General features: G+C 42.6%; 20 protein-coding genes and 1 rRNA gene. 18 read left to right on the top strand and 3 right to left on the bottom strand.

All coding sequences use genetic code 11. The features are described 5' to 3' along the window. Positions 1-227: 227 nt before the first annotated feature. From C6Y45_RS06555 to C6Y45_RS17410, 3 genes are read left to right on the top strand one after another with little or no spacing between them, the layout of a single operon-like run. On the top strand, positions 228-650 hold the full coding sequence (locus tag C6Y45_RS06555) for a disulfide oxidoreductase (RefSeq protein WP_107584430.1): 423 nt from the start codon (positions 228-230) through the stop codon (positions 648-650). Between the two features lie 6 nt (positions 651-656). Next, the gene (locus C6Y45_RS06550) at positions 657-1,124 is read left to right on the top strand and encodes a thioredoxin family protein (RefSeq protein ID WP_107584429.1); all 468 of its coding nucleotides are present in this window, start codon (positions 657-659) and stop codon (positions 1,122-1,124) included. Between the two features lie 54 nt (positions 1,125-1,178). After that, positions 1,179-1,325: a hypothetical protein gene (locus tag C6Y45_RS17410; RefSeq protein ID WP_160058177.1), complete on the top strand. Its 147-nt coding sequence runs from the start codon at positions 1,179-1,181 to the stop codon at positions 1,323-1,325. Positions 1,326-1,447: 122 nt separating this feature from the next. Here C6Y45_RS17410 and C6Y45_RS06545 read toward each other — a convergent pair whose 3' ends face one another. Both C6Y45_RS06545 and C6Y45_RS06540 read right to left on the bottom strand, forming a co-directional pair. Further along, positions 1,448-2,527 carry an FUSC family protein gene (locus C6Y45_RS06545; RefSeq protein WP_107584428.1) on the bottom strand — a complete coding sequence of 360 codons (1,080 nt, stop codon included), beginning with the start codon at positions 2,525-2,527 and terminating at the stop codon, positions 1,448-1,450. Between the two features lie 363 nt (positions 2,528-2,890). Continuing rightward, positions 2,891-4,183 carry a glutamate-1-semialdehyde 2,1-aminomutase gene (locus C6Y45_RS06540; protein WP_107584427.1) on the bottom strand — a complete coding sequence of 431 codons (1,293 nt, stop codon included), beginning with the start codon at positions 4,181-4,183 and terminating at the stop codon, positions 2,891-2,893. Positions 4,184-4,550: 367 nt separating this feature from the next. On the opposite strand from C6Y45_RS06540, the gene C6Y45_RS06535 reads away from it, so the two are divergent. The 4 genes from C6Y45_RS06535 to perR all read left to right on the top strand — a co-directional run bounded on the left by C6Y45_RS06535 (position 4,551) and on the right by perR (position 7,052). Further along, the gene (locus C6Y45_RS06535; RefSeq protein WP_146159158.1) at positions 4,551-4,982 is read left to right on the top strand and encodes a hypothetical protein; all 432 of its coding nucleotides are present in this window, start codon (positions 4,551-4,553) and stop codon (positions 4,980-4,982) included. Positions 4,983-5,216: 234 nt separating this feature from the next. Continuing rightward, positions 5,217-6,167 carry a D-2-hydroxyacid dehydrogenase gene (locus tag C6Y45_RS06530; protein ID WP_107584425.1) on the top strand — a complete coding sequence of 317 codons (951 nt, stop codon included), beginning with the start codon at positions 5,217-5,219 and terminating at the stop codon, positions 6,165-6,167. Between the two features lie 13 nt (positions 6,168-6,180). Beyond that, positions 6,181-6,492 (top strand): cyclic-di-AMP receptor, encoded by a 312-nt coding sequence (locus C6Y45_RS06525; protein ID WP_160058175.1) that lies wholly within the window; start codon positions 6,181-6,183, stop codon positions 6,490-6,492. A gap of 122 nt (positions 6,493-6,614) precedes the next feature. Beyond that, complete coding sequence (gene perR, locus C6Y45_RS06520; protein ID WP_107584423.1) at positions 6,615-7,052, top strand: peroxide-responsive transcriptional repressor PerR; 438 nt, start codon at positions 6,615-6,617, stop codon at positions 7,050-7,052. 26 nt (positions 7,053-7,078) lie between these two features. On the opposite strand, the gene C6Y45_RS06515 is transcribed toward perR, so the two are convergent. Next, positions 7,079-7,441 carry a YgzB family protein gene (locus C6Y45_RS06515; protein ID WP_107584422.1) on the bottom strand — a complete coding sequence of 121 codons (363 nt, stop codon included), beginning with the start codon at positions 7,439-7,441 and terminating at the stop codon, positions 7,079-7,081. A 317-nt stretch (positions 7,442-7,758) separates the two neighbouring features. Between C6Y45_RS06515 and C6Y45_RS06510 the strand changes: the two genes are divergently transcribed. The 11 genes from C6Y45_RS06510 to C6Y45_RS06455 form a co-directional block, all read left to right on the top strand. Continuing rightward, a complete protein-coding gene (locus C6Y45_RS06510) occupies positions 7,759-8,652 on the top strand; it encodes a nucleotidyltransferase-like protein (RefSeq protein WP_107584421.1) in 894 nt (297 codons plus the stop codon). Between the two features lie 464 nt (positions 8,653-9,116). Then, positions 9,117-10,325, top strand: coding sequence for an acyl-CoA dehydrogenase family protein (locus C6Y45_RS06500; RefSeq protein ID WP_107584419.1), 1,209 nt, complete (start codon positions 9,117-9,119; stop codon positions 10,323-10,325). Between the two features lie 17 nt (positions 10,326-10,342). Beyond that, the gene (locus C6Y45_RS06495) at positions 10,343-11,119 is read left to right on the top strand and encodes an SDR family oxidoreductase (protein WP_107584418.1); all 777 of its coding nucleotides are present in this window, start codon (positions 10,343-10,345) and stop codon (positions 11,117-11,119) included. A 60-nt stretch (positions 11,120-11,179) separates the two neighbouring features. Next, positions 11,180-11,743 carry a TetR/AcrR family transcriptional regulator gene (locus C6Y45_RS06490; RefSeq protein WP_107584417.1) on the top strand — a complete coding sequence of 188 codons (564 nt, stop codon included), beginning with the start codon at positions 11,180-11,182 and terminating at the stop codon, positions 11,741-11,743. 120 nt (positions 11,744-11,863) lie between these two features. After that, positions 11,864-12,736, top strand: a complete 873-nt coding sequence (locus tag C6Y45_RS06485; RefSeq protein WP_107584416.1) for a 3-hydroxyacyl-CoA dehydrogenase family protein — start codon at positions 11,864-11,866, stop codon at positions 12,734-12,736. Positions 12,737-13,197: 461 nt separating this feature from the next. Next, positions 13,198-14,256 (top strand): phosphotransferase family protein, encoded by a 1,059-nt coding sequence (locus C6Y45_RS06480; RefSeq protein ID WP_107584415.1) that lies wholly within the window; start codon positions 13,198-13,200, stop codon positions 14,254-14,256. Positions 14,257-14,320: 64 nt separating this feature from the next. Further along, entirely contained in the window at positions 14,321-15,112 is a 792-nt protein-coding gene (locus C6Y45_RS06475; RefSeq protein WP_107584414.1) for a 2-phosphosulfolactate phosphatase, read from the top strand. Beyond that, on the top strand, positions 15,081-16,859 hold the full coding sequence (locus C6Y45_RS06470) for an acyl-CoA dehydrogenase family protein (protein WP_245922599.1): 1,779 nt from the start codon (positions 15,081-15,083) through the stop codon (positions 16,857-16,859). Before C6Y45_RS06475 ends, C6Y45_RS06470 begins: the two co-directional genes overlap by 32 nt. 64 nt (positions 16,860-16,923) lie before the next feature. Then, entirely contained in the window at positions 16,924-17,907 is a 984-nt protein-coding gene (locus C6Y45_RS06465) for a quinone oxidoreductase family protein (RefSeq protein WP_107584413.1), read from the top strand. Between the two features lie 106 nt (positions 17,908-18,013). Beyond that, positions 18,014-19,627, top strand: coding sequence for a long-chain fatty acid--CoA ligase (locus tag C6Y45_RS06460; RefSeq protein WP_107584412.1), 1,614 nt, complete (start codon positions 18,014-18,016; stop codon positions 19,625-19,627). Positions 19,628-20,966: 1,339 nt separating this feature from the next. Beyond that, a 16S ribosomal RNA gene (locus tag C6Y45_RS06455) occupies positions 20,967-21,067 on the top strand; the annotation flags it as partial.

The raw sequence follows: 21,067 nt of genomic DNA, 5'->3' as shown, positions 1-21,067 counted from the left end.
CCATCGCATAAGTTTTTAAAAAGTAATACCGGCAGCTTTTAAGTGCCGGCATTGATGCTGTATTTCCGAAAGGGCTGCATTGTGTTTTTTCTGAAAAAACTTAACCCCCCCGGCAGATGGAACTTTGGTGTTCCGATCATCCGGACCAATTATTGTATCCGTTCCGCCTCTTTCTTTACAGGAAAATTCAGCTCCGCTATAGTTAATTTAGAACAGGGGAGAGACCAATGAAGAATAAAGTGGAAAATTATATATTATCAGCCTGGGCTGCAGCTTTTACAGCTGTTCTCGGCTCACTGTTTTTTTCAGAAATACTGAATTATGTCCCCTGCGATCTGTGCTGGGTACAGAGAATTTTTATGTACCCACTTGCAGTTATCCTGGCGGTAGCATTTGTAAAAAAAGATGCCGGAGCGGTTAAATATGCCCTTCCGCTGTCCATTATCGGTGGGGGAGTCTCCTTATATCACTTTTTAATCCAGAAAGTACCGGCAATGTCAGAGCAGGGGACTGCGTGTGGTATCGTGCCCTGCAATGCCGAGTACATTAACTGGGCAGGATTTATAACTATTCCCTTCCTTGCTTTTACCGCATTTACTTTTATCAGCGTACTGCTTCTGCTCACAGCACAGGCAGCGAAAAGGAGTTAGTTAATAATGAAAAAAATAATCATATTCGGTGGAGTTATCATCCTCCTGTTTGCGGCACTGATTTTTGTTACACAGCAGCAGAATCAGCAGCAGGCAGCCGATAACCCGTTCGGCAAGGATACACTGGCTCAGGAAACAATCGATCAGCTGGACGATCCACTGTATGAAAATATCATTCTGCCGGAAGAACTGGATGAGAGGCTGGAAAATGGCGGTGACGCGTTGGTTTACTTCTACAGCGGGCAGTGTGAGTACTGCAACCAGGCGACTCCTCTGGCGGTTCCGGCAGCGGAGGAGGAAGGAGTGGAGCTTGAGCTGTATAATATTTTAGAATTCCCGGACGGATGGGAAGATTACGATATTGAAGGAACTCCTACTTTTATTTACTTTGAAGACGGAACAGAAGTTGACCGTATTTCCGGTCTTCACGGGCAGGATACGTACGAAGATTTTTTTGCACAGGCTTCGGAGTAAAACTGGAAACAGAGGAGACTGTTCTTCCTCTGTATAAAGCAGACCGGGGATGCGTTGAAAATTGATTTAACACTAGACAAAAACCGCTCTTTTTTAGAGCGGTTTTTGTCTATTTTAAAATCAGGCTATTTAAAGCTTGTGTTGGCGCTGAAAGAGATATCGATGGGAACGAAAGCGGCTGGTTACAGAAGCGAAACTTAATTATTAAGTTCAACATATATAGCTTTCAAAAACTATTCTTATAAAAAAGCTGCTCTAAATCAGTGAGCAAAGTTTCTCGTCTCCTGATGTTAGAGCAGCCGGAAATTATTGGACAGCTGTGTCTACAGTTCTCTATCAGTAATCTCTACTTCATTTTGTTCGGTATGGTAAGTGAAAAAACCATCAACGAGTCTGTCCATGTGCTCAAGTTCTTCGGAGTATTCAATAACAAGAGCAATGACCGGGAGAAAGTGTATCCATGCATCATGTTCAAATACTTTATCTTTCTGGTAAGTCATAAAAACTTCTACAAGCTCTTTTTTGCCTTCAGTAACTTCTTCAAAATAATCGGAAGTAGACTGGGGTTTAACTTTCCCCATATACTTCTGCATGATTCGTTCGTGATAGTTCGTCAGGTCATCAAGCTGGTGCCGGACGATCTCCTCAATTTCATTCGGCAGCTGATGAGTGACGTGATCATGTTTGGCCAGGCTTTTTAAAATATCCTCTGCTTTTCGTGTCGTACGGATCATCTGACGGAAGAGCACGATCTTTCTCATACGGGCATATTCCGCTTTTTTAAAGATACTTCTTTCTTCTTTGTACAGGTCAAAAATTGTTTCCAGTTTAACTACGGAAGTTCTTATTCGCTCCTGGTCCTGTTTTAAATTCGCATAATCGATCTCGTGATGCAGAATCAGCCGGATCCACTGGATAACCTCTTCATTAATACCTGATATTTTGTGATACATCTGATTTTCATGCTTTGGCGGAAGAAAAATCATATTGACGGCAAAAGCAGAAAAAACACCACTCATAACGAGAAGAAACCGGTCAGCTGCGAGGCTGTAAAAATTATCAGTAGGGGTCCCCATAATAATAATAGCAGTAACAACAGCGAGAGGTATAATGGCTTCTTTTTTCCACTTAATGTGAATAGCAATGATAAGAAGTACAACAGCACCTACAACAAAAGGCTGTGCTCCAAAAGCGGTGACAAATGCAATAGCAAGTACTGCACTGATTATGTTGGCCTGAACCTGATCCCATATCAGCGTCAGGCTTTTATGAATCGAAGGCTGGACTGCAAAAAAGGCAGCAAGCCCTGCAAATGCAGGATTCTCAAAGTTCAGCCACATGGCGGCATAAAGGGCAAGCGTTACAGCTAACCCTGTTTTAAATATACGGGCTCCTAGCCTCATGGTTATTGATGTTCCTTTCTGTTAATCCCTATTAATGTTTAATGTCATCAATGATGTCTGTCAGCACACGGCTTCCTTTAGTCTTCATGTATAATACACCTAAGGAAAGGTAATTTCAAGGAGGGAAAAGCTTTCCGATGCTGTGGAACAGCTTTTATGCTGAAGCACCTGCATTCTTATTTCAAATCTGCAAATAAATGTTTCTTTTTAAACACATAAGAAAGCAGGTATAAAATAACGGCCTGAAAATTTTTTGTTCCAGCAAAAACCTTCATGACTGTTATGATCATGAAGGTTTTAGAAAAATATTCTTTCCTGCAGATTTGAATAAGTTACCTGGAAAAAACGGAATGATTTACGAAGTTATTCAAGGCCTTCTGCAAATACTTCTTCAACAGCTTGAATGGTTTGTCTAATATCTTCTTCTGTATGAGCTGTCGTTAAAAACCAGGCTTCAAATTTGGAAGGGGCAAGGTTGATGCCCTTCTGGAGCATTTTTTTGAAAAAAACCGCAAACTTGCCGGTGCTGCTGTTTTCTGCGTCCTGAAAATTTGTAACTTTTTCGATGTCGAAATAAACTGTGAGTGCGCCATGGAGTCTATTTACGACGGCAGGAATACTGTATTTTTCAGCTGCTTCCACTATTCCATTTTCGAGAATGCGGCCGAGCCGGTCCATCTCTTCATATACCCCATCTTCTTTTAATACTTCCAGACAGGCAATTCCTGCCCGGATTGATGCAGGGTTTCCTGCCATAGTTCCGGCCTGATAAGCAGGGCCGAGTGGCGAAACCTGTTCCATTATGTCCTTCCGGCCTCCGTATGCCCCGATAGGAAGCCCGCCGCCGATAATTTTTCCGAGTGCTGTTAAATCCGGTTCGACTCCGAGAAGGTTTTGCGCGCCTCCGTACATAAACCGAAATGCCGTAATAACTTCATCATAAATCACAAGGGAACCTGCTGCATGAGCAAGGTCATTTACTGATTCCAGAAACCCCGGCTCCGGCTCTACGATACCGAAATTTCCAACGATAGGCTCTACAAGAACAGCAGCTGTTTCGTCCTGAAAATGATCAAGTGCTTCTTTAAAAGCATCGATGTCATTAAAAGGCACCGTAATAACTTCTTCTGCTATGTTTTTTGTTACCCCGGCAGAGTCGGGATTGCCGGTAGTCGAAGGGCCGGAGCCGGCAGCTACGAGAACAAGGTCTGAATGACCGTGATAGCAGCCCGCAAATTTAATTATTTTATTTCTTCCGGTATAAGCACGTGCGACACGGATCGTCGTCATGACAGCTTCTGTTCCTGAATTGACGAATCGTACCCTCTCGAGTGCGGGCATGGCTTCTGTAAGCATACCGGCAAAAACATTTTCGTGTTCAGTCGGCGTACCGTACAGGACACCGTCTGCGGCTGCTTCCTGAATTGCTTTTGTTATATGCGGATGGGCATGGCCGGTAATTATCGGCCCATAGGCGGCCAGGTAGTCAATAAACTGGTTGCCGTCTACGTCCCAGAAATAAGCGCCTTTCCCCTTTTTCATAAAAACAGGCGTGCCGCCTCCAACTCCTTTATAAGCTCGGGAAGGACTGTTAACTCCTCCGAGAATAACTTTTCCGGCTTCTTCATATAGTTTTTCTGAATTCGAAAAATTCATTACTGTTCCTCCTTCAATCTGGGGATATCTCCTTAAGAATTGTAACATGTTTGAGCCCGTCCCTGAGCCCGGTTCGTAGACCATCCTTCAAAAAAAGCGTGTGAGGTGAGCGCAGCTCAAAAAACGGAAGATCTTCCTTCAGAAAGGGGGGAGGTAATAATGTGCTTATTTATCGCATGGATGACGAGACGTTTCGGATAGACTGGGGCATAAAGATTCTGCTTAAATCTTTAAAGCTTCAGCTGATAAGTATTTTTTGTTTTTATACAATGGCAGAAAGATAAAAGCTTCCATGTATTACAGTTCGGAAATAACTGAATTTTATGGGATAGTCTGCTAATATAAAAGAAAGAAGGGTGGGATGGCGATGAAGCAGATTATTCCGTTTATACTTATAGCTGGAATTGTTGCCGCTGCAGTTTTTTTCCTAAGAGACGATTATGAGGAAACTTTCCAGCCTGACCACCGGAGTGAAGCCTCGGATTCCTATTGGACGGCGATTTTATACGCTAATGAAGATGAAGAGGATTATGAAGTAGGTATAAGGCTCGAACATAATGAAGAAACTATTACACCTGACGAGATCGAGGCTGTCGAAGTTTACGTCGACAGCTCGAACTTCAGCATATATTATGAAGAATCGGATATGGATAATTTTGAAGGAACAATTGACTATTCAGAAGTCTGTACAAGGTGTTCCGGGCTGCCGCAGCTGGATGCCAGAGTTTTCGTAAGCTGGCAGACAGCGGAAGAAAATAGAAGCTCCCAGTATCAGCTGAGCCTGATGCTCAATGAATAAGCTTTTGTGAAATGGAAATATGTGGGGGTCCGGGAAATAAGGGCTTTATTCCAAAAAAACTCACTTCATCAAATGGGAGCAGCTTAGTTAAGTCTGCCAGTTCAGCAAAGATTTATGGTGATATAAGAACTCCGCCCTCTCCTTTTCTTTGCTTCCAGCTGCATCAGAATTTATCTGTAGTAATTAACAGTGGACACCAGCATAGCCGACGAATAAAGAAAGGTGCTGACTGAATTGATTGTATTAACATCTGCGGACATAAAAAAAGATATACAGGAACAATTGATAGATAAATACCCGGAAGTGGAATTTCGATTCCGAAAAGATATTAAAGAAGCAGAAGAGGAGCTTCCGGAAGCCGAGATACTCGTAACGTTAGGAGAAGATCTGACGGAGGAGCACATTTATCAGGCTGAAAAACTGAGCTGGATAATGGTCATTTCAGCCGGGATGGATGAAATGCCTTTTCAGGCCATAGCTGAAAAAAATATTCTCGTCACGAATGCCCGGGGCATTCATGCGGTTCCAATGGCAGAATATACGATTCATATGATGCTTCATTCAGCCAGACAAACTACAGTAGTACAGGAGCAGGAACGCCGAAAGGAATGGGATCGTTCGCCGGTCATGATGGAACTCCACGGCAAAACGATAGTTATTGTAGGGGCAGGAGCTATAGGTTCGGAAATAGCCAGGCTGGCCAATGCTTTTCATATGAAAACAATAGGAATTAACCGTTCCGGAAGGATGGTTGAACCGTTTGATGAAACAGCTTCTATAGATAATTTATATAAGGAACTGCCGAAAGCAGATTTTGTCGTCTCTGTCCTGCCTAAAATGGCTTCGACCGACCGGCTGTTTTCGACGAGAACTTTCAGCGCTATGAAAAAAAGTGCTGTGTTTATTAACATTGGAAGAGGAAATGTAGTTGATGAAGAGGCAGTGCTGCGTTCATTGAACCGTGGAGCCTTTCAGCACGCCATACTTGACGTATTCAATAAAGAACCGCTTCCTTCTGATCATCCTTTCTGGGAGCACGAGAAAGTAACTGTCACTCCGCATCTTTCCGGTATTTCTCCTCAATATCAGCCGCGTGCTATGGGTATTTTTGAGGAAAATCTGCGGACGTACTTATCCGATGAAGGAGAATATATCAATCAGGTGGATCCATCAAAAGGTTATTAAAAGGAGGAAGACAATGAAGCTCGTCATCGTAATAGTGCAGAATCGTTACAGAGAAGCTTTAACGGAAGGACTTAAAAAAGCTGATTACCGGTTGACTGAACTGTCCAGCAGTGGAGGCTTTCTCCGAAAAAGAAGTACAACCTTTCTCGTAGGGATTAATGAAGAAGATGCAGACAAGCTTCAGGAAACAATGAAGCGGATATGTCTCCGCTACGAAGCAACACATGGAAGAAACAGGGATCAGGATCACAGGTACGTATCTTTCATGGTGGATACAGAAGATGCCGTTCCCTTTATCAGCAGGGGAGCCGGTACAAATAATTGACATAGAAAGAAAAGCTTCGTTATACTGATTATAAACATTATTATTTAATAATTTGTTCACCAATAAACCGGCAGTTTTTCCTCCTGCCGGAAGAAGTCTGATAAAAACGAGAGGTGAATACGATGGAGAATACGGAGCTTCGGGAAGCACTTCAATCATTAAAAAGTACAAAGGTTCGTATGACCCCACAGCGTCATGCTATTCTGGAATTTCTTTTTAACTGTGAAAGTCATCCTACTGCGGATGATATCTACAAATCACTTGAAGATCAGTTTCCTAATATGAGTGTAGCCACCGTCTACAATAACCTGCGTGTTTTTAAGGAAGCGGGGCTGGTGAGAGAACTGACATACGGAGATTCCTCGAGCCGATTCGACAGTAACACTACGGATCATTACCACGTAATCTGCGACCAGTGCAGTAAGATCGTGGACTTTCATTACCCGGGACTGGATGAAGTGGAAACACTTGCTGAACATGTGGCCGGCTTTAAGGTACGCAACCACCGAATGGAAGTTTACGGGACATGCCCTGACTGCCGTTCCAGCCAGCAGCATTAAAACTGCATACAAAAAGCAGGAGAGAATTAATTTTCTCTCCTGCTTTTTTTCTTGGAGTTATAAGCCTGATCAAATTCTTTTCCTTCTAATTCAGGATCCAGAGTAAGGGGTTCGTTACAATGCATACATGCATCCACACGACCGAGAACCTTTGTCGGTTTTTCGCATTCCGGACAGACAACCTGCACGGCTTTGGACGAAAGCATCCCAATCCAGAAATAAATTACGGTACTTGCAATGATAGCGAGAAAACCAAGCAGCATAAAAAGAGTCATTAAAATAGGCTGCGCCTGGAAAAAGAGCCCGAGATACATAATAATAATACCGGCAAAAATCAGCACCAGAGCAAAGGTACGAATTTTATTAATTTTACTTGTGAAATTAAGCAACGTTATATCACGCCTTTCTGCAGAATCATTATACCATACGGAAATTCAGAAAATACAGTGAAGAAACGATGAAAAATAAACACCTTATGAATACAGGCTGTTTGCTGCATAAAGGGCAGGAGAAGCAGAAAACGATAATCCTTTATTAAAAACATACTGAGGAAAGAGGAGATAAGTACTGAACGTCGAATCTTTCTTATTAAAGCAGAGAAAAAGCAGATTAAAGGACAGGGAGATGTAACATCTGTTACTGCGGATAACTTGTCACTGCATTGATATAAGGCTGAAGGGCAGAATAATTAAGAAGGAGGATCTTTATGCAGGAGTTTATGCGTGAATTATACCAGGACCGGACTGGAGAGCCGGACACCCTTGCGGTAATTGTTGCAGAAAAAACAAGGCAGGATGACGCAGCTACGGACTATTTTGACAGCATCCTCCTTGTTGTTAAAGAAGCCGGGGAAAAATCATGGGAAATTAAGCACTACGAATACGATAACATGAAGACTGCCATGCACATTGTCAGTACTTCTCAGGTTGAAGAGTGGCTCGCCCACAGCTCCAACCGCCGGGCGATTGACTGGCTGCTGAATGGAAGAATCATTTTTGACCGGAATGAGTACATGAAAAATTTCAAAGAAAAAATGATTGTTTTTCCGGTGGAAGAAAGACAGACGAGAATTGGAATGGAGTTCTCAAAGCTTGTCCGGAGGTTCGCAGATGGAAAATCCCTTTACTATGAAGGACATTATCTGGATGCTTTTAACCAAATTGTTCATGCTCTTCACCATCTCGCAAGACTGGCAGTAATTGAAAGAGGATACTATCCGGAAGTAACCGTCTGGCAACAGGTGCGTCAGATGGAGCCGGAAATTCATAAACTTTATTCAGAGCTCGTTACAGGAAAAGAACCGCTGGAAAAACGTCTGGAACTTCTTCTTCTTGCCAACGAATTTGAACTGGCTACAAAAATGAGAATGGGGAGCGCTCATCTTCTCTCTATTATGGAAGAGAAGGATGAGGCCTGGAGTGTGGATGAATTAAAAGAAAGGGTAGCCTTTCATGATTATTCCCTCGACCTCAGTATACTCTTGGAGTACCTTGTTAAAAGAGGTCTGGTAGATATCAAACTGGAGGAAACGAAAGGGCGCACAATAAATCATAGAAAGTACATTGTTGATACCTATAAGAAGAAAGTAGCCTCTCATTAAAAAATGAAAGGCTTTTTTTCATTTCATTCACCAAAATTAGCAATAGTTACAACTAATTAAAGAAATGTCTGTTGAAGTATTTTAGAGCAATTTTTCGGAATGGACTCGAAGCATGCCCCTTTTTTTAAAAGGTTATGTTAAAGCTGCGTGTTATTATTTAAGGTTGCTGCAGCTCTTTATACCTGCCGCGGAGAAAGCATGCGGCTGTCCCTTCCGTCCGGGAGGATCTGCGCACTTCCGCAGGCGTCTCTGCCTTGGCATCGGTGTTACGGAATAAAGAACAACGTTCATGAAAAGCAGAACTTTTCTTTTTCTCTGAAAAAAACGAAGCGGAAACCGGCGAACTTTAACATAGCTCATTTAAAAAGCTTGAATTATCAAACTATTTCCAGTATATTAAAAACATACCAACCGGTTAGTTAGTAAAAACCTGAAAACCAGCTCGTACGAAAGGCGTGGGAAACATGAACTTCGATTACTCCGACAAAGTAAAAAAACTGCAGGATCAGCTGGAAACGTTCATGGAAACAACAGTTTATAAAAACGAACGAGTATATGATGAGTTTGTTGAATCACAGACAGACCCCTGGAAATCAGTCCCTCCTGTTATGGAAGAAATGAAGAAAAAAGCCAGGGAAGCGGGTCTTTGGAATTTATTTATGCCGGACGGGGAAAAAGGAGCAGGATTGACCAACGTTGAATATGCTCCTCTTTGTGAAATCATGGGAAGATCGATGATTGGACCGGAAACTTTTAATTGCAGCGCACCTGATACGGGAAACATGGAAGTACTGTCACGCTACGGTACAAAGGAGCAGCAGGATAAATGGCTTACGCCTCTGCTGAATGGTGAAATTCGTTCATGTTTCTCAATGACGGAACCTGATACAGCTTCCTCAGATGCAGCTAATATTGGGGCCGGCATTGTTCGTGACGGTGATGAATACGTGATTAATGGAAGAAAATGGTGGTCTTCCGGCGGGGGAGACCCGCGTTGTGAAGTGGCTATATTTATGGGAAAAACTGACCCGGAAGCGAATCGCTACGAGCAGCAGTCGATGATTCTTGTTCCGCTCGATTCACCTGGTGTAACAATTAATCGGAAAACGCCTGTTTTTGGCTATTATCACGCTCCGCATGGGCATGCAGAAATTGACTATAACGATGTCCGAGTCCCTGTTTCAAATATATTATGGGGGGAAGGTAAAGGGTTTGCGATTGCTCAGGGAAGACTGGGTCCAGGAAGAATTCATCACTGCATGAGGCTTATTGGTTCTGCGGAAAGAGCACTGGAGGAAATGTGTAAACGCGTAACAGATCGGGTTGCTTTCGGTAAACCTTTAGCTGACCAGGGAGTGATCCGTGAGTGGATAGCTGAGTCACGAATCGATATTGAACAGGCAAGACTATTAACATTAAAAGCAGCACATATGATGGACACGGTCGGAAACAAGGTTGCAAAAAAAGAAATTGCTATGATCAAAGTGGTCGCACCAAGCATGGCACTCCGTGTTATTGACCGGGCTATTCAGGCATTTGGCGGAGCAGGAGTCAGTAATGACACCCCGCTCGCTCATCACTGGGCTATGGCTCGAACACTGCGAATTGCAGATGGTCCTGATGAAGTGCACCGCCGATCAGTAGCAAAACTGGAATTAAAACAATATTCATAGAGCCGGAGGGATAAGAGATGCATATACAGAAACTGTTTAATTTAAAAGATAAAACGGCAATTATTACAGGTGGCGGCCGGGGGCTTGGCGAACAAATTGCAAAAGCTTATGCGGAAGCAGGAGCTAATATCGTTCTCTGTTCACGCAAAGTAGAAGCTTGTCAAAAAGTAAGTGACGAGCTGCAAAAGGGTGGGACAAAAACACTTGCCTTGTCCTGTGATGTAACAAAAGAAGAAGATGTGAAGGCGGTTGTAAGAAAAACGATGGAAACATTCGGCAGAATCGATATTCTAGTAAACAACAGCGGAGCAACATGGGGAGCGCCTGCCGCTGAAATGCCTTTGGAAGCCTGGGAAAAAGTTATCGATGTGAACGTTACAGGTACATTTTTAATGTCCAAAGCGGCAGGGGAAGTCATGATTGACCAAAAGGCAGGCAAAATTATTAACATAGCTTCAGTGGCAGGTTTTGGCGGGACAGACCCGAAACTGATGGATACGATCGGCTACAACACGAGCAAAGGTGCAGTGGTAACTTTCACAAAGGATTTAGCAGTAAAATGGGGCCGGTATAACATCAATGTGAATGCTATCGCTCCGGGATTTTTCCCGACAAAGCTGTCGAAAGTTATTATCGAACAGGGAGGAGATCAGATTTTGGAGAGAACGCCGTTAAGCAGGTTCGGTTCAGAGGATGATCTTAAAGGTGCAGCTGTTTTTCTCGCATCACAAGCAGCAGATTTTGTTACAGGAGACACGGTAGTGGTAGATGGGGGAATGCATGCACTGACCTAAGCAGAGTGTCTCTCTATGTTATAATGTGTAAAAAACAGCAGATAAAGAGAGGGCTCCGTTGTGAAAGAAAAAATACTTGAAAAAAGCATTATCTTATTCGAAAAAAAAGGATTCAGTGAAACATCAATTCAGGATATCGTAGATGCACTCGGTGTTACTAAGGGAACGTTTTACTATTATTTTAAAAGTAAAGAAGAATTACTGATGGATATTCACCTTGGATATATTAATGATATCGTTCATAAACAAAAGAAAATTGTTGAAGACGCTGACAAAGATAGTAAAGCAAAATTGTTTGAAGTAGTTTTCATGTTATTGAGCAGTATTAAAATGCAGGGAACGAGTGCAAGGGTTTTTTATAGGGAAATGCGCAATTTAAGTGAAGAGCATTTGTCTCAGATTATACCTGCGAGAGACACATTCTTTTTTCAGCTGAACGGGATTATTGACGAGGGCATGAAAAAAGGGGAGTTTCGGAACGATCTTCGTTCAGATATGATTACGTTTGCAGTATTGGGAGCGTGTAACTGGAGTTATCAGTGGTTCAATCCAAACGGGCCCGTTCCTGATTATGAAGTAGCCGAAATATATTTGGAGATCTTTTTAAATGGCATCAGCGCATAGTAACCTGTAAACAGCAATCAGCAGGATCACAGATGATCCTCTGCTTTTAAGATACCAACCGGTTAGTATTTTGAAATTGCAGTGCGATAAAAATAAATTTTATTAAGGGAGAATACAATTATGCAGGAAAATAATATGCAGAACGTGTGTGTAGTTGGAGCGGGGGCCATGGGACATCAAATTGGGATGCTCTGCGCACTGGGGGGATGCGGGACAGTCATCCAGGATGTGAACGAATCATCACTTAAAAAAGCGAAAGAAGCATTAGTATATCAAATTGATAAATGGGTTCAAAAAGGTAAACTGACAGAAACGGAAAAGGAAGCGGCATTTTCCCGCTTAGCGTTTACTACAAATCTGAAAGAGGCAGCTTCGAACGCGGATTTTGTGATTGAAGCAGTCACAGAAAAACTGGACGTTAAAAGAAACGTTTTTGCTGAGCTTGATGAGATCGTACCGGAACATGCAATTTTGGCTACAAACAGTTCCACAATAGTCAGTTCGCTGCTGGCTGACGTAACAAACCGTCCGGAAAAAGTGTGTAACATGCATTTCTTTTTTCCTCCGCTCGTCATGGACTGCGTGGAAGTTGTTAGAAGTGAGCTCACGTCAGATGAGACGGCGCAGGAAGCGATGAATTTATGTGAAAAAATCAATCGCACAGCCGTTCTTTTAAACAAAGAAATTTCAGGATTTGTCGCAAATCGTATTCTCGGAGCGTTATCAAAAGAAGCGGTCAAGTTATACGAAGAAGGATATGCTTCTTTCGAAGATATTGATCTTATATGTACGAAAGCACTTAAACATCCAATTGGTCCGTTTGCTTTGATGGATTTATCAGGAATTGATGTTGCTTATTACGTGAATCAGCAGCGGTTTGCTGAAACAGGAGATCCGGAAGATAAACCGGCTAAATGTATCGAAGAAAAAGTCGAAGCAGGGATGCTCGGACGAAAAACAGGGCAGGGCTGGTATACGTACGAGAAAGTGTAGGAAATTACGCTCAAGAATTGTATGGGAGAAGCAGCATTTCGTGTTTATTGATCGCTGATAAATATAGACTTAAGCATTTTTGCAGTATGGCTGATCAAGGCAGCTGAGGTTTACGAAGCGTTCAGATATATGGACGGATACATTCCAACAGACACTTCAGGCAGGAACGATGCAGGTAAAAATGAAAACGTTTACAAAGTTTGGAGGTTAGTATTTCCATTAGGCTCTGTTAAAGCTCCGGGTTTTTGAAAGTCACCTGTGACTCTTTACACATGCCACGGGGAAAGCATGCGGCTGTCCTGCCGTCCAGGAGGATCTGCGTGCTGCCGCAGGTGTCTCTGCCATGACAACGGTTTTACGAAATAAAAAAGCAGAACTTTTCTCCAGTTATTAACAGCCGACTTAACACAGCTTTCTATTAAACAGGCAGGCTTTGGGCCGTAAAGGAGTGGATAAAATTTATGAAAGATACGATACAGGTAAGAAAAGGTGAAGAGCTGGATACGGCAAAGTTAGAACGATTCATAAGAGAAAATGTGGAAGGGGTTCCTGAAAAAAAGATGAATGTGGAACAATTTTCATCGGGAGCATCCAACCTCACCTATGAATTAACGATTGGCAGCTGGCAGGGAGTGCTTCGAAGACCGCCGCATGGTCCAGTAGCTCCAAAAGCACATGATATGAAACGCGAGTATACGGTTTTACGTGAACTTCACCCTGTTTTTCCAATTGCTCCGAAACCGTTTATCTACAGTGACGATGATTCGATCGTTGGAAGTCCATTTTTCATTATGGAACGTCGGGAAGGGATAGTGCTTGATACAGCGTTTCCAAAAGGAATGGAACCGACGGAAGAAATAGGCCGCAGGATTTCAGAAACGATGGTCGATACGCTGGTCCGCCTCCATGATGTTGATTACAAAAGTACAGCTCTGGCAGACATGACAAACCCGGAGGGATTTATGGAGCGCCAGGTACACGGATGGATTAAACGGTATGAGAGGGCAGAGACAGATGAAATTCCAGAAATAGAAAGCCTGAAAACGTGGATGAAAGCAAACATTCCAGCCTCCCAGAAAGCAACTGTGATTCATTACGATTACAAACTGAACAATGCGATGTTTTCAGAAGATTTTTCTGAAATGGTTGGTTTGTTTGACTGGGAAATGACGACTGTTGGAGATCCGTTAGCGGATCTGGGAGCAGCAATGAGCTACTGGCTGCAGGCTGATGACCCTGATGTACTGAAATACGCCCTGGGTAAACCGCCTGTCACAGTTCTGCCTGGGTTTATGACAAGAGAAGAATTCGTTCAGGGCTACGCAGAAAAAAGCGGGCGGGACGTTTCTCATTTTCATTTCTATTTCACCTTTGCTTTGTTCAAACTTGCTGTAATCTGCCAGCAGATTTATGCCCGATGGAAAAAGGGCCAGACACAGGATGAACGGTTTGCAGAGTTAAACTATTTTGTTCAGCAGTTGATCGAGCGGGCGGTCAAGGAAACAGAAAAGAGCCGGTGAAAGCCGGATAAAGCTGAAACCTTTTACAGAAACAGCAGATCGGAATAGATATAAGGAGATTTTTATGAAAAAAGTTCATCTGCTATTTAAAAAAGAAGACATTGACGAAACAAAGATAGAGGGGAAAGTAGTGGTCGTTTTTGATCTTTTACTAGCTACCTCTGTGATTACTGCAGCTCTTCACACCGGTGCAAAAGAAGTGATTCCTGTATCGACGATGAAAGAAGCAATGGCAGAGGCAGCCGGAAGAGAAAAAAACAGCTGTTTACTCGTCGGGGAACACCGAGGGAAAAAGATGGACCACTTTCATGAGCCTAATCCTATGAAGATTATAGATATAATAGATAAAAAAACGATGATTTTACTAACGACAAATGGAACTGTTGCTATTAATCAAACGTCGTCAGCAGAACAGGTATACATTGCTTCTTTGTTAAATGAGAGGGCGGTTGCACAAGCAATCGTACAAAGAGGAAAAGAGGAGACGATCATTCTCGTCTGCTCCGGATCTTCCGGGGAGTTTTGTATTGAAGATTTTTATGGAGCAGGGTCCTTTATCGCCAGTCTAATGAAAGAAAGCAGTGACCGTTTAATATTTACAGAAGCAGCGTTTGCTGCTCATGAATTTTATAAAAACAGGGAACCGAAACCGGTGCTTACAGAGTCGCGTGTGGGTCAAATGCTTACTGATTCAGGTTATGGTAAAGAAATCAGCTTTGTTTCACAAAGAGACAGTATGTCTGTTGTACCGCAATTGTCTGACAGCAATAGAATCTGCCTGAATAATCAGGAGCAGGTGAGCGAAAATAAAGGAGGTAGTGAAATTGTCGAAAGATCAAACAAAACAGCACGTTAGTGGCGGAAGTTTTCTATTATCTTCAATAGATGAAGAGCAGATATTTACACCCGAAGATTTCACGGATGAACAGAACATGATTTTCAGAATGGCAGGACGATTTGTCGAAAAAGAAGTGGAACCTCACAGGGAAGCGATTGAAAACCAGGATTTTGATAAAGTCGTGAACATACTCAGAAAAGCAGGCGGTGAAGGACTGCTCGGTCACAGTGTACCTGAAGCATATGGCGGACTGGGTCTCGACAAAATAAGTAAAGGGCTTGTAGGAGAAGCCGTTGGAAAATCCGGAAGCTATGGCGTTGCCCACTCGAACCATACATGTATTGCAACACTTCCAATCACTTACTTCGGAACAAATGAACAGAAACAAAAGTATTTACCTAAACTGGCATCCGGTGAATATATTGGTGCTTATTGTTTAACAGAACCCTCGGCGGGATCGGATGCCTTATCGGCAAAAACAAAAGCGGAGTTGTCTGCAGATGGAAACTATTATTTGCTTAACGGAACCAAAATTTACATTACAAATGCCCAATTCTCTGACACGTTTATCGTTTATGCGAAAGTAGATGGAACGGCATTCACTGCGTTTATCGTGGAAAAAGATTTCCCGGGTCTATCCCTCGGTCCTGAAGAAAAGAAAATGGGCATTAAAGGTTCCTCCACCAGGTCCGTCATAATGGAAGACTGTCTCGTTCCAAAAGAAAACGTACTGGGAGAGATCGGGCGTGGGCATGTCATAGCGCTGAATGTATTGAATCTTGGGCGGTTCAACCTTGGTGCTGCCTGTGTCGGTGCGTCAAAGTACGGACTGGAGCTTGCGATTAGTTATACGAACGAAAGAAAGCAGTTTAAACGAACGATAGCGGAATTCGGGGCCTCCAAAGAAAAAATTGCGAAGATGGCCTCGAGAATTTATGCTGCAGAATCACTTCAGCATCGAACGGGAGGCTTACTGGAGGAGGCACTGGGAGATTTATATAATTCCGGTGATCATAAGCTCATAGGTAAACGGATGATGGAGTATGTAATGGAGTGTGCGGTATGCAAAGTATTCAGCTCCGAAACGCTTGATAAAGTCGTAGACGAGTCCTTACAGCTTCATGGCGGCAATGGTTTTATAAGCGAATACCGAATTGAGCAGATGTATCGTGACTCACGAATAAACCGTATTTTTGAAGGGTCAAATGAAATTAACCGTCTGCTGATTCCGGGGCTGTTGTTTAAAAAGGCAGCAAAAGACGAAGTACCAATGCAGGAAATTGTTGAAAATGCAGAAAAAGAACTGGGGAACGATTTGAAAAGTGAAGAGGGGGATCTTGCTGAAGAAAGAGCCGCTGTCACATCCATTCGTCGCATATTCCTTGCCCTGGCGGGTATGGCCTATAATACGTTAGGTGAGAAATTGGAAGATTCCCAGGAAACACTGATGAAACTGTCAGAATTAGCGATTCAGCTTTATGCCACAGAGTCAGTAGTTTACCGTTCATGGAAATCGATTAAAAGAAACGGAATAGAAGAAGAAAGAATGAAAGAAAATTTAGCGGTTTCTTTCGTACATGAGTCGGTGCTTGACGTTGAACTGACTGCAAGAAAGCTTGTTTCAGGAATTTTATCCGGAGACAAATTAAAAGAAACAACGAAATTGATTTCTGCAGAATTAGGTACTTATAGTAGTGGAGATATTATCCTGCGTAACAGGGAAATTGCAGATGTATTAAATGAAAAGCAGCGGTACACCTGCTGATAATCCTATCGTCTGTTCAGCGGACGATACTGAAAAAGATCAACATCATTAAAGGAGGGTTTTGATGAAGGCAGTACAATTTCAGGAATTCGGCGGACCGGATGTTTTACAGTTAACGGACATAGAAAAGCCGGCAGCGAATAGTCATGAAGTAGTCATTGAAATTAAAGCAATCGGAGTGAACTACGCGGATACTGCAAGAAGACAGGGACAGTATGTTGTTCCGACACCTCTGCCGTTCGTTCCAGGTGCTGAAGTAGCAGGTACAGTAGTGGAAGTCGGTGATAAAGTTACCAGCGTAAAGACGGGAACGAACGTTGTGACCTTGTTAGGGGGGAATAACGCAACAGGATATGCCGAATATACTACAGCTGATGAACGGGGACTTATTCCCATACCGGAAGGAATTGATTTTGAGCATGCTGCGGCTCTGCCTCTGCAGGGACTGAGCGCCTATCATATTTTAAAAACGATGGGCCGTCTCGAAAAAGGAGAAACAGTTCTTATCCATGCAGCTGCTGGAGGAGTCGGTACGATTGCCGTACAGCTTGCTAAAATATTTGGAGCGGGAAAAGTAATTGCAACTGCCAGCTCTGCCGAAAAACTACAGTTGGCGGGGCAGTTAGGAGCCGATGAACTCGTCAACTACACAGAATCAGATTGGGAACAAAAAGTATTGGATCTGACAGACGGCGCAGGAGTTGATGTAGCTTTGGAAATGGCAGGAGGGGACATATTCGATAAAACACTATCCTGCCTGGCACCTTTTGGCCGTCTCGTCGTTTACGGTGTGGCAAGTGGAGAACAGCCAAAACTTTTCCCATCGGTACTAATGGAAAAAAACCAATCTGTTATTGGTTTTTTCCTGCCGCAGATCATGAAAAAGCCTGAGCTTTTTGCATCAAGCTTACAGGAACTGCTTATGTATACACAGAAAGGTGAGCTGAAATTAACAATTGGTGGGAGGTATCCCCTGGAAGAAGCGGCTAAAGTACAAATGTTAATGCAGAATAGAAAAACATCGGGAAAACTTATTTTAATTCCGTAAGCTTTTGAAGTGTAGCCGGCTTGGATGTGAACATACTCATCAGAAGGTTGAATCAATTTCATAAGTCAGTCGATATACAATTAACTTTCGAAGGTGGTAGATTCCTATGATGAAAGGTAATTTACTTATATCATCCATGATTGAGAGAGCTGAACGTTTCTTTCCGAAAAAAGAGGTTATTTCAAGAACATCTACAGGCATTCAGCGCTTCACATATGCGGAAATCGGCGAACGAACCCGGAAGCTGGCGAGCAGTCTGAAGGAATTTGGTATTGAAAAAGGCGATAAAATCGCGACGTTAGCATGGAACCATCACCGCCATCTGGAACTTTACTTTGCAATTCCGAGTATCGGTTCTGTGCTTCATACGATCAATATCCGTTTGTCACCAGAGCATATTATTTACATTATTAACCACGCGGAAGATGAATTGATTTTTGTGGATGAAGATGTTTTTCCTCTGATCGAAGCGGTTCACGATAAGCTCAGAACAGTAAAAGCATATATCGTCATGACAGATCATGAGTTACCATCGACGAATGTTCCAAATGTATATTCTTATGAAGAATGGGTTCAAACAGGGGATAAGGCTTTTGAATTTCCTAAGGATATCGACGAAACAGAAGAAGCAGGATTATGTTTTACATCAGCCACCACAGGATACCCAAAAGGTGTTATATATACTCACCGCTCCACTGTTCTTCACAGCATGGGGTTAGCATTTACAGATACCGTTGGTGCTTCAGAATCTGATACGGTCATGCCTGTCGTACCAATGTTTCATGTAAATGCCTGGGGTATGCCTTATGTTGCCACATGGCTCGGAGCAGATCAGGTTATGCCCGGCCCCCGGTTTACACCAAAAATTTTAGCAGAGCTGATTCAGGATGAAAAAGTAACAATGACAGCGGGGGTTCCAACAATTTGGTTAGGACTGCTTAAGGAATTGGAGGAAAACAGCTATCGGACGGACAGCCTGCGGGCAGTAGTCTGCGGTGGATCCGCAGCTCCGTTAAGCATGATCAAGACATTTGAACAAAAGTATAACGTTCCGTTTTTACATGCCTACGGAATGACAGAGACGAGCCCCCTCGCGACCGTTTCCCGTCTGAAAAGTTATCAGGAGGACCTGCCGGAAGAAGATCGTTTCAATATTCGTGCGAAACAGGGAATGTTAGTGCCGGGCCTCGAAATGAAAGTGGCCGGAGGACAGGGAGAAGTAAGATGGGATGAGGAAGAGATGGGAGAGCTGTTGTTAAAAGGTCCATGGATTGCTGACGATTATTTCAAAGATGATCGGGGTAATGAAACGTTCATCGATGGTTGGCTGCATACAGGAGATGTTTGTACAGTCGATGAAGAAGGTGTTATTAAAATAGTAGACCGGACAAAAGATTTGATTAAAAGTGGCGGAGAATGGATCTCGTCTGTGGATTTAGAAAATGCGATTATGTCCCATGAAAAAGTATTCGAAGCTTCTGTGGTAGCAGTTCCTGATGCTGAATGGCAGGAACGCCCCGTCGCATGTGTTGTTCTGAAAGATAAAGCGGGAAACATAACTAAAGAAGAATTGATCGAGTTTTTGAAACCGCAGTTTGCCAAATGGTGGCTTCCGGATGATGTGATTTTTATGGAAGAAATACCGAAAACATCGGTTGGTAAATTTTTAAAACGCGCACTGCGTGATAAGGTGAAAGAACATTACGAATCAGCATACTAGGAGTTATATCCCGGGTAACAAACACTGAATTTATGGCTACTGAGTTTTCAGGCTGACTCTATGACCCTTTAGAGACAGCCTCATTTTTATGTCAATCTAAATACTTTACTCATCCAGTGGAAGACTGCAGAGGCAGCAAGCTTAAAAAATCCAGCATGTCTGCTGAAAGAACAAACAGATAAAATTTATAACGGGGAGTGTAGATTTGCTTCAGTTTTTTTAAACTTTCAGAAGACGGGTGTGTAAAGGTGAGAGGGGACGTCTGTAAAAAAAGGAAGGCATAGTTTGCAGGTAAGGGAACATCAATATTAAAAGATTAAATATAGAGCGATCTTTCTATTGATAGTTTCAATATAAAACAGCACCGTTCATGGCCAAGAAACCCAATTTACTATTGATGTTTTTTGACTTTATTTATTCACACGCTATGTTACAGGCCGCTGATGATGATTGGAGAAAAACTTCGCTTTCAACCGGCGTGCCGGCCACGAAAGAGATATCCTTCTTCCATGGAGCGGTTTCCGTTTCGTTTTTCCTTGATTAAGAAGCGTTTCTGTTTCTCATGATATCTATTTTTCCTTCAATAAAAATGGTGTCCGGGCAGAGACGTCTATGGAAAACGCACATATCCTCCCGGACGTCAGGCAATCCGCATGCATTCTAAAAACAAAAAAGAGCTTAATATAAGAACCTGTTCATATAAATAGATTCCATGGCGGATAGGACTGATCCGAAGATCTGTTTCAACTGGGCAGAGTAAAATAGAAGAAGGCAGAAATTATGCAGAAAAGATGGGGGCAGCTGAAAATATCTTCACCGGTATACTTCAGCTGTGATTTTATGAAAACATAAAAGGGCGCGGTTAGTAAGCTGAGCCGGTGAGAATAAGCAGTATATCAAAATCTAAAAATAATTAATGAAGCAGTATTAAATAACAATTTGACTTTGAAAATACAATGAAGACGATGGTTCTTTACGAAAGAGCTCAAACATTAAGAGAGCTTTTTAAAAAGATTTCGGGAAAATTATTGCCAACCTTATTTTTATTATGATATATTAATAATCGTCGCTGAGAGAAAAACAGTGCGGCCGACATTTCCTGAAAAAAATATTATATAAATATATTGACGCAGGATAATGTAAGATGGTATATTAATTAAGTCGCCAAAAACGGCGGCGCCATGATTTGCCCTTTGAAAACTAAACAAAAGACGATTGTGAAGGAAAAAGAGAATGAATCATTCTCTGTCAATTTTTTTTAAAAAGAATCTTTAGCCAGATTCCGTTTTGCAAGCGAAGCATCCTGCTTCGCCATGTCAGAAGTTCAAACTTCGACGATTTATCGGAGAGTTTGATCCTGGCTCAGGACGAACGCTGGCGGCGTGCCTAATACATGCAAGTCGAGCGCAGGAAACCGGCGGAACCCTTCGGGGGGAAGCC

The organism is Alkalicoccus saliphilus (assembly GCF_003044065.1).
In the GTDB taxonomy this organism is placed as follows: Bacteria; Bacillota; Bacilli; order Bacillales; family Salisediminibacteriaceae; genus Alkalicoccus; species Alkalicoccus saliphilus.
This window is presented reverse-complemented; position numbering and strand designations above follow the sequence as displayed.

Excerpts from the sequence above, each read along its gene's own strand:
- C6Y45_RS06475 (WP_107584414.1), top strand. The coding sequence starts at position 14,321 with ATGAAAAAAGTTCATCTGCTATTTAAAAAAGAAGACATTGACGAAACA.
- C6Y45_RS06540 (WP_107584427.1), bottom strand. The coding sequence starts at position 4,183 with ATGAATTTTTCGAATTCAGAAAAACTATATGAAGAAGCCGGAAAAGTT.
- C6Y45_RS06545 (WP_107584428.1), bottom strand. The coding sequence starts at position 2,527 with ATGAGGCTAGGAGCCCGTATATTTAAAACAGGGTTAGCTGTAACGCTT.
- C6Y45_RS06495 (WP_107584418.1), top strand. The coding sequence starts at position 10,343 with ATGCATATACAGAAACTGTTTAATTTAAAAGATAAAACGGCAATTATT.
- C6Y45_RS06480 (WP_107584415.1), top strand. The coding sequence starts at position 13,198 with ATGAAAGATACGATACAGGTAAGAAAAGGTGAAGAGCTGGATACGGCA.
- C6Y45_RS06485 (WP_107584416.1), top strand. The coding sequence starts at position 11,864 with ATGCAGGAAAATAATATGCAGAACGTGTGTGTAGTTGGAGCGGGGGCC.
- perR (WP_107584423.1), top strand. The coding sequence starts at position 6,615 with ATGGAGAATACGGAGCTTCGGGAAGCACTTCAATCATTAAAAAGTACA.
- C6Y45_RS06555 (WP_107584430.1), top strand. The coding sequence starts at position 228 with ATGAAGAATAAAGTGGAAAATTATATATTATCAGCCTGGGCTGCAGCT.
- C6Y45_RS06550 (WP_107584429.1), top strand. The coding sequence starts at position 657 with ATGAAAAAAATAATCATATTCGGTGGAGTTATCATCCTCCTGTTTGCG.
- C6Y45_RS06460 (WP_107584412.1), top strand. The coding sequence starts at position 18,014 with ATGATGAAAGGTAATTTACTTATATCATCCATGATTGAGAGAGCTGAA.
- C6Y45_RS06525 (WP_160058175.1), top strand. The coding sequence starts at position 6,181 with ATGAAGCTCGTCATCGTAATAGTGCAGAATCGTTACAGAGAAGCTTTA.
- C6Y45_RS06510 (WP_107584421.1), top strand. The coding sequence starts at position 7,759 with ATGCAGGAGTTTATGCGTGAATTATACCAGGACCGGACTGGAGAGCCG.
- C6Y45_RS06500 (WP_107584419.1), top strand. The coding sequence starts at position 9,117 with ATGAACTTCGATTACTCCGACAAAGTAAAAAAACTGCAGGATCAGCTG.
- C6Y45_RS06465 (WP_107584413.1), top strand. The coding sequence starts at position 16,924 with ATGAAGGCAGTACAATTTCAGGAATTCGGCGGACCGGATGTTTTACAG.
- C6Y45_RS06535 (WP_146159158.1), top strand. The coding sequence starts at position 4,551 with ATGAAGCAGATTATTCCGTTTATACTTATAGCTGGAATTGTTGCCGCT.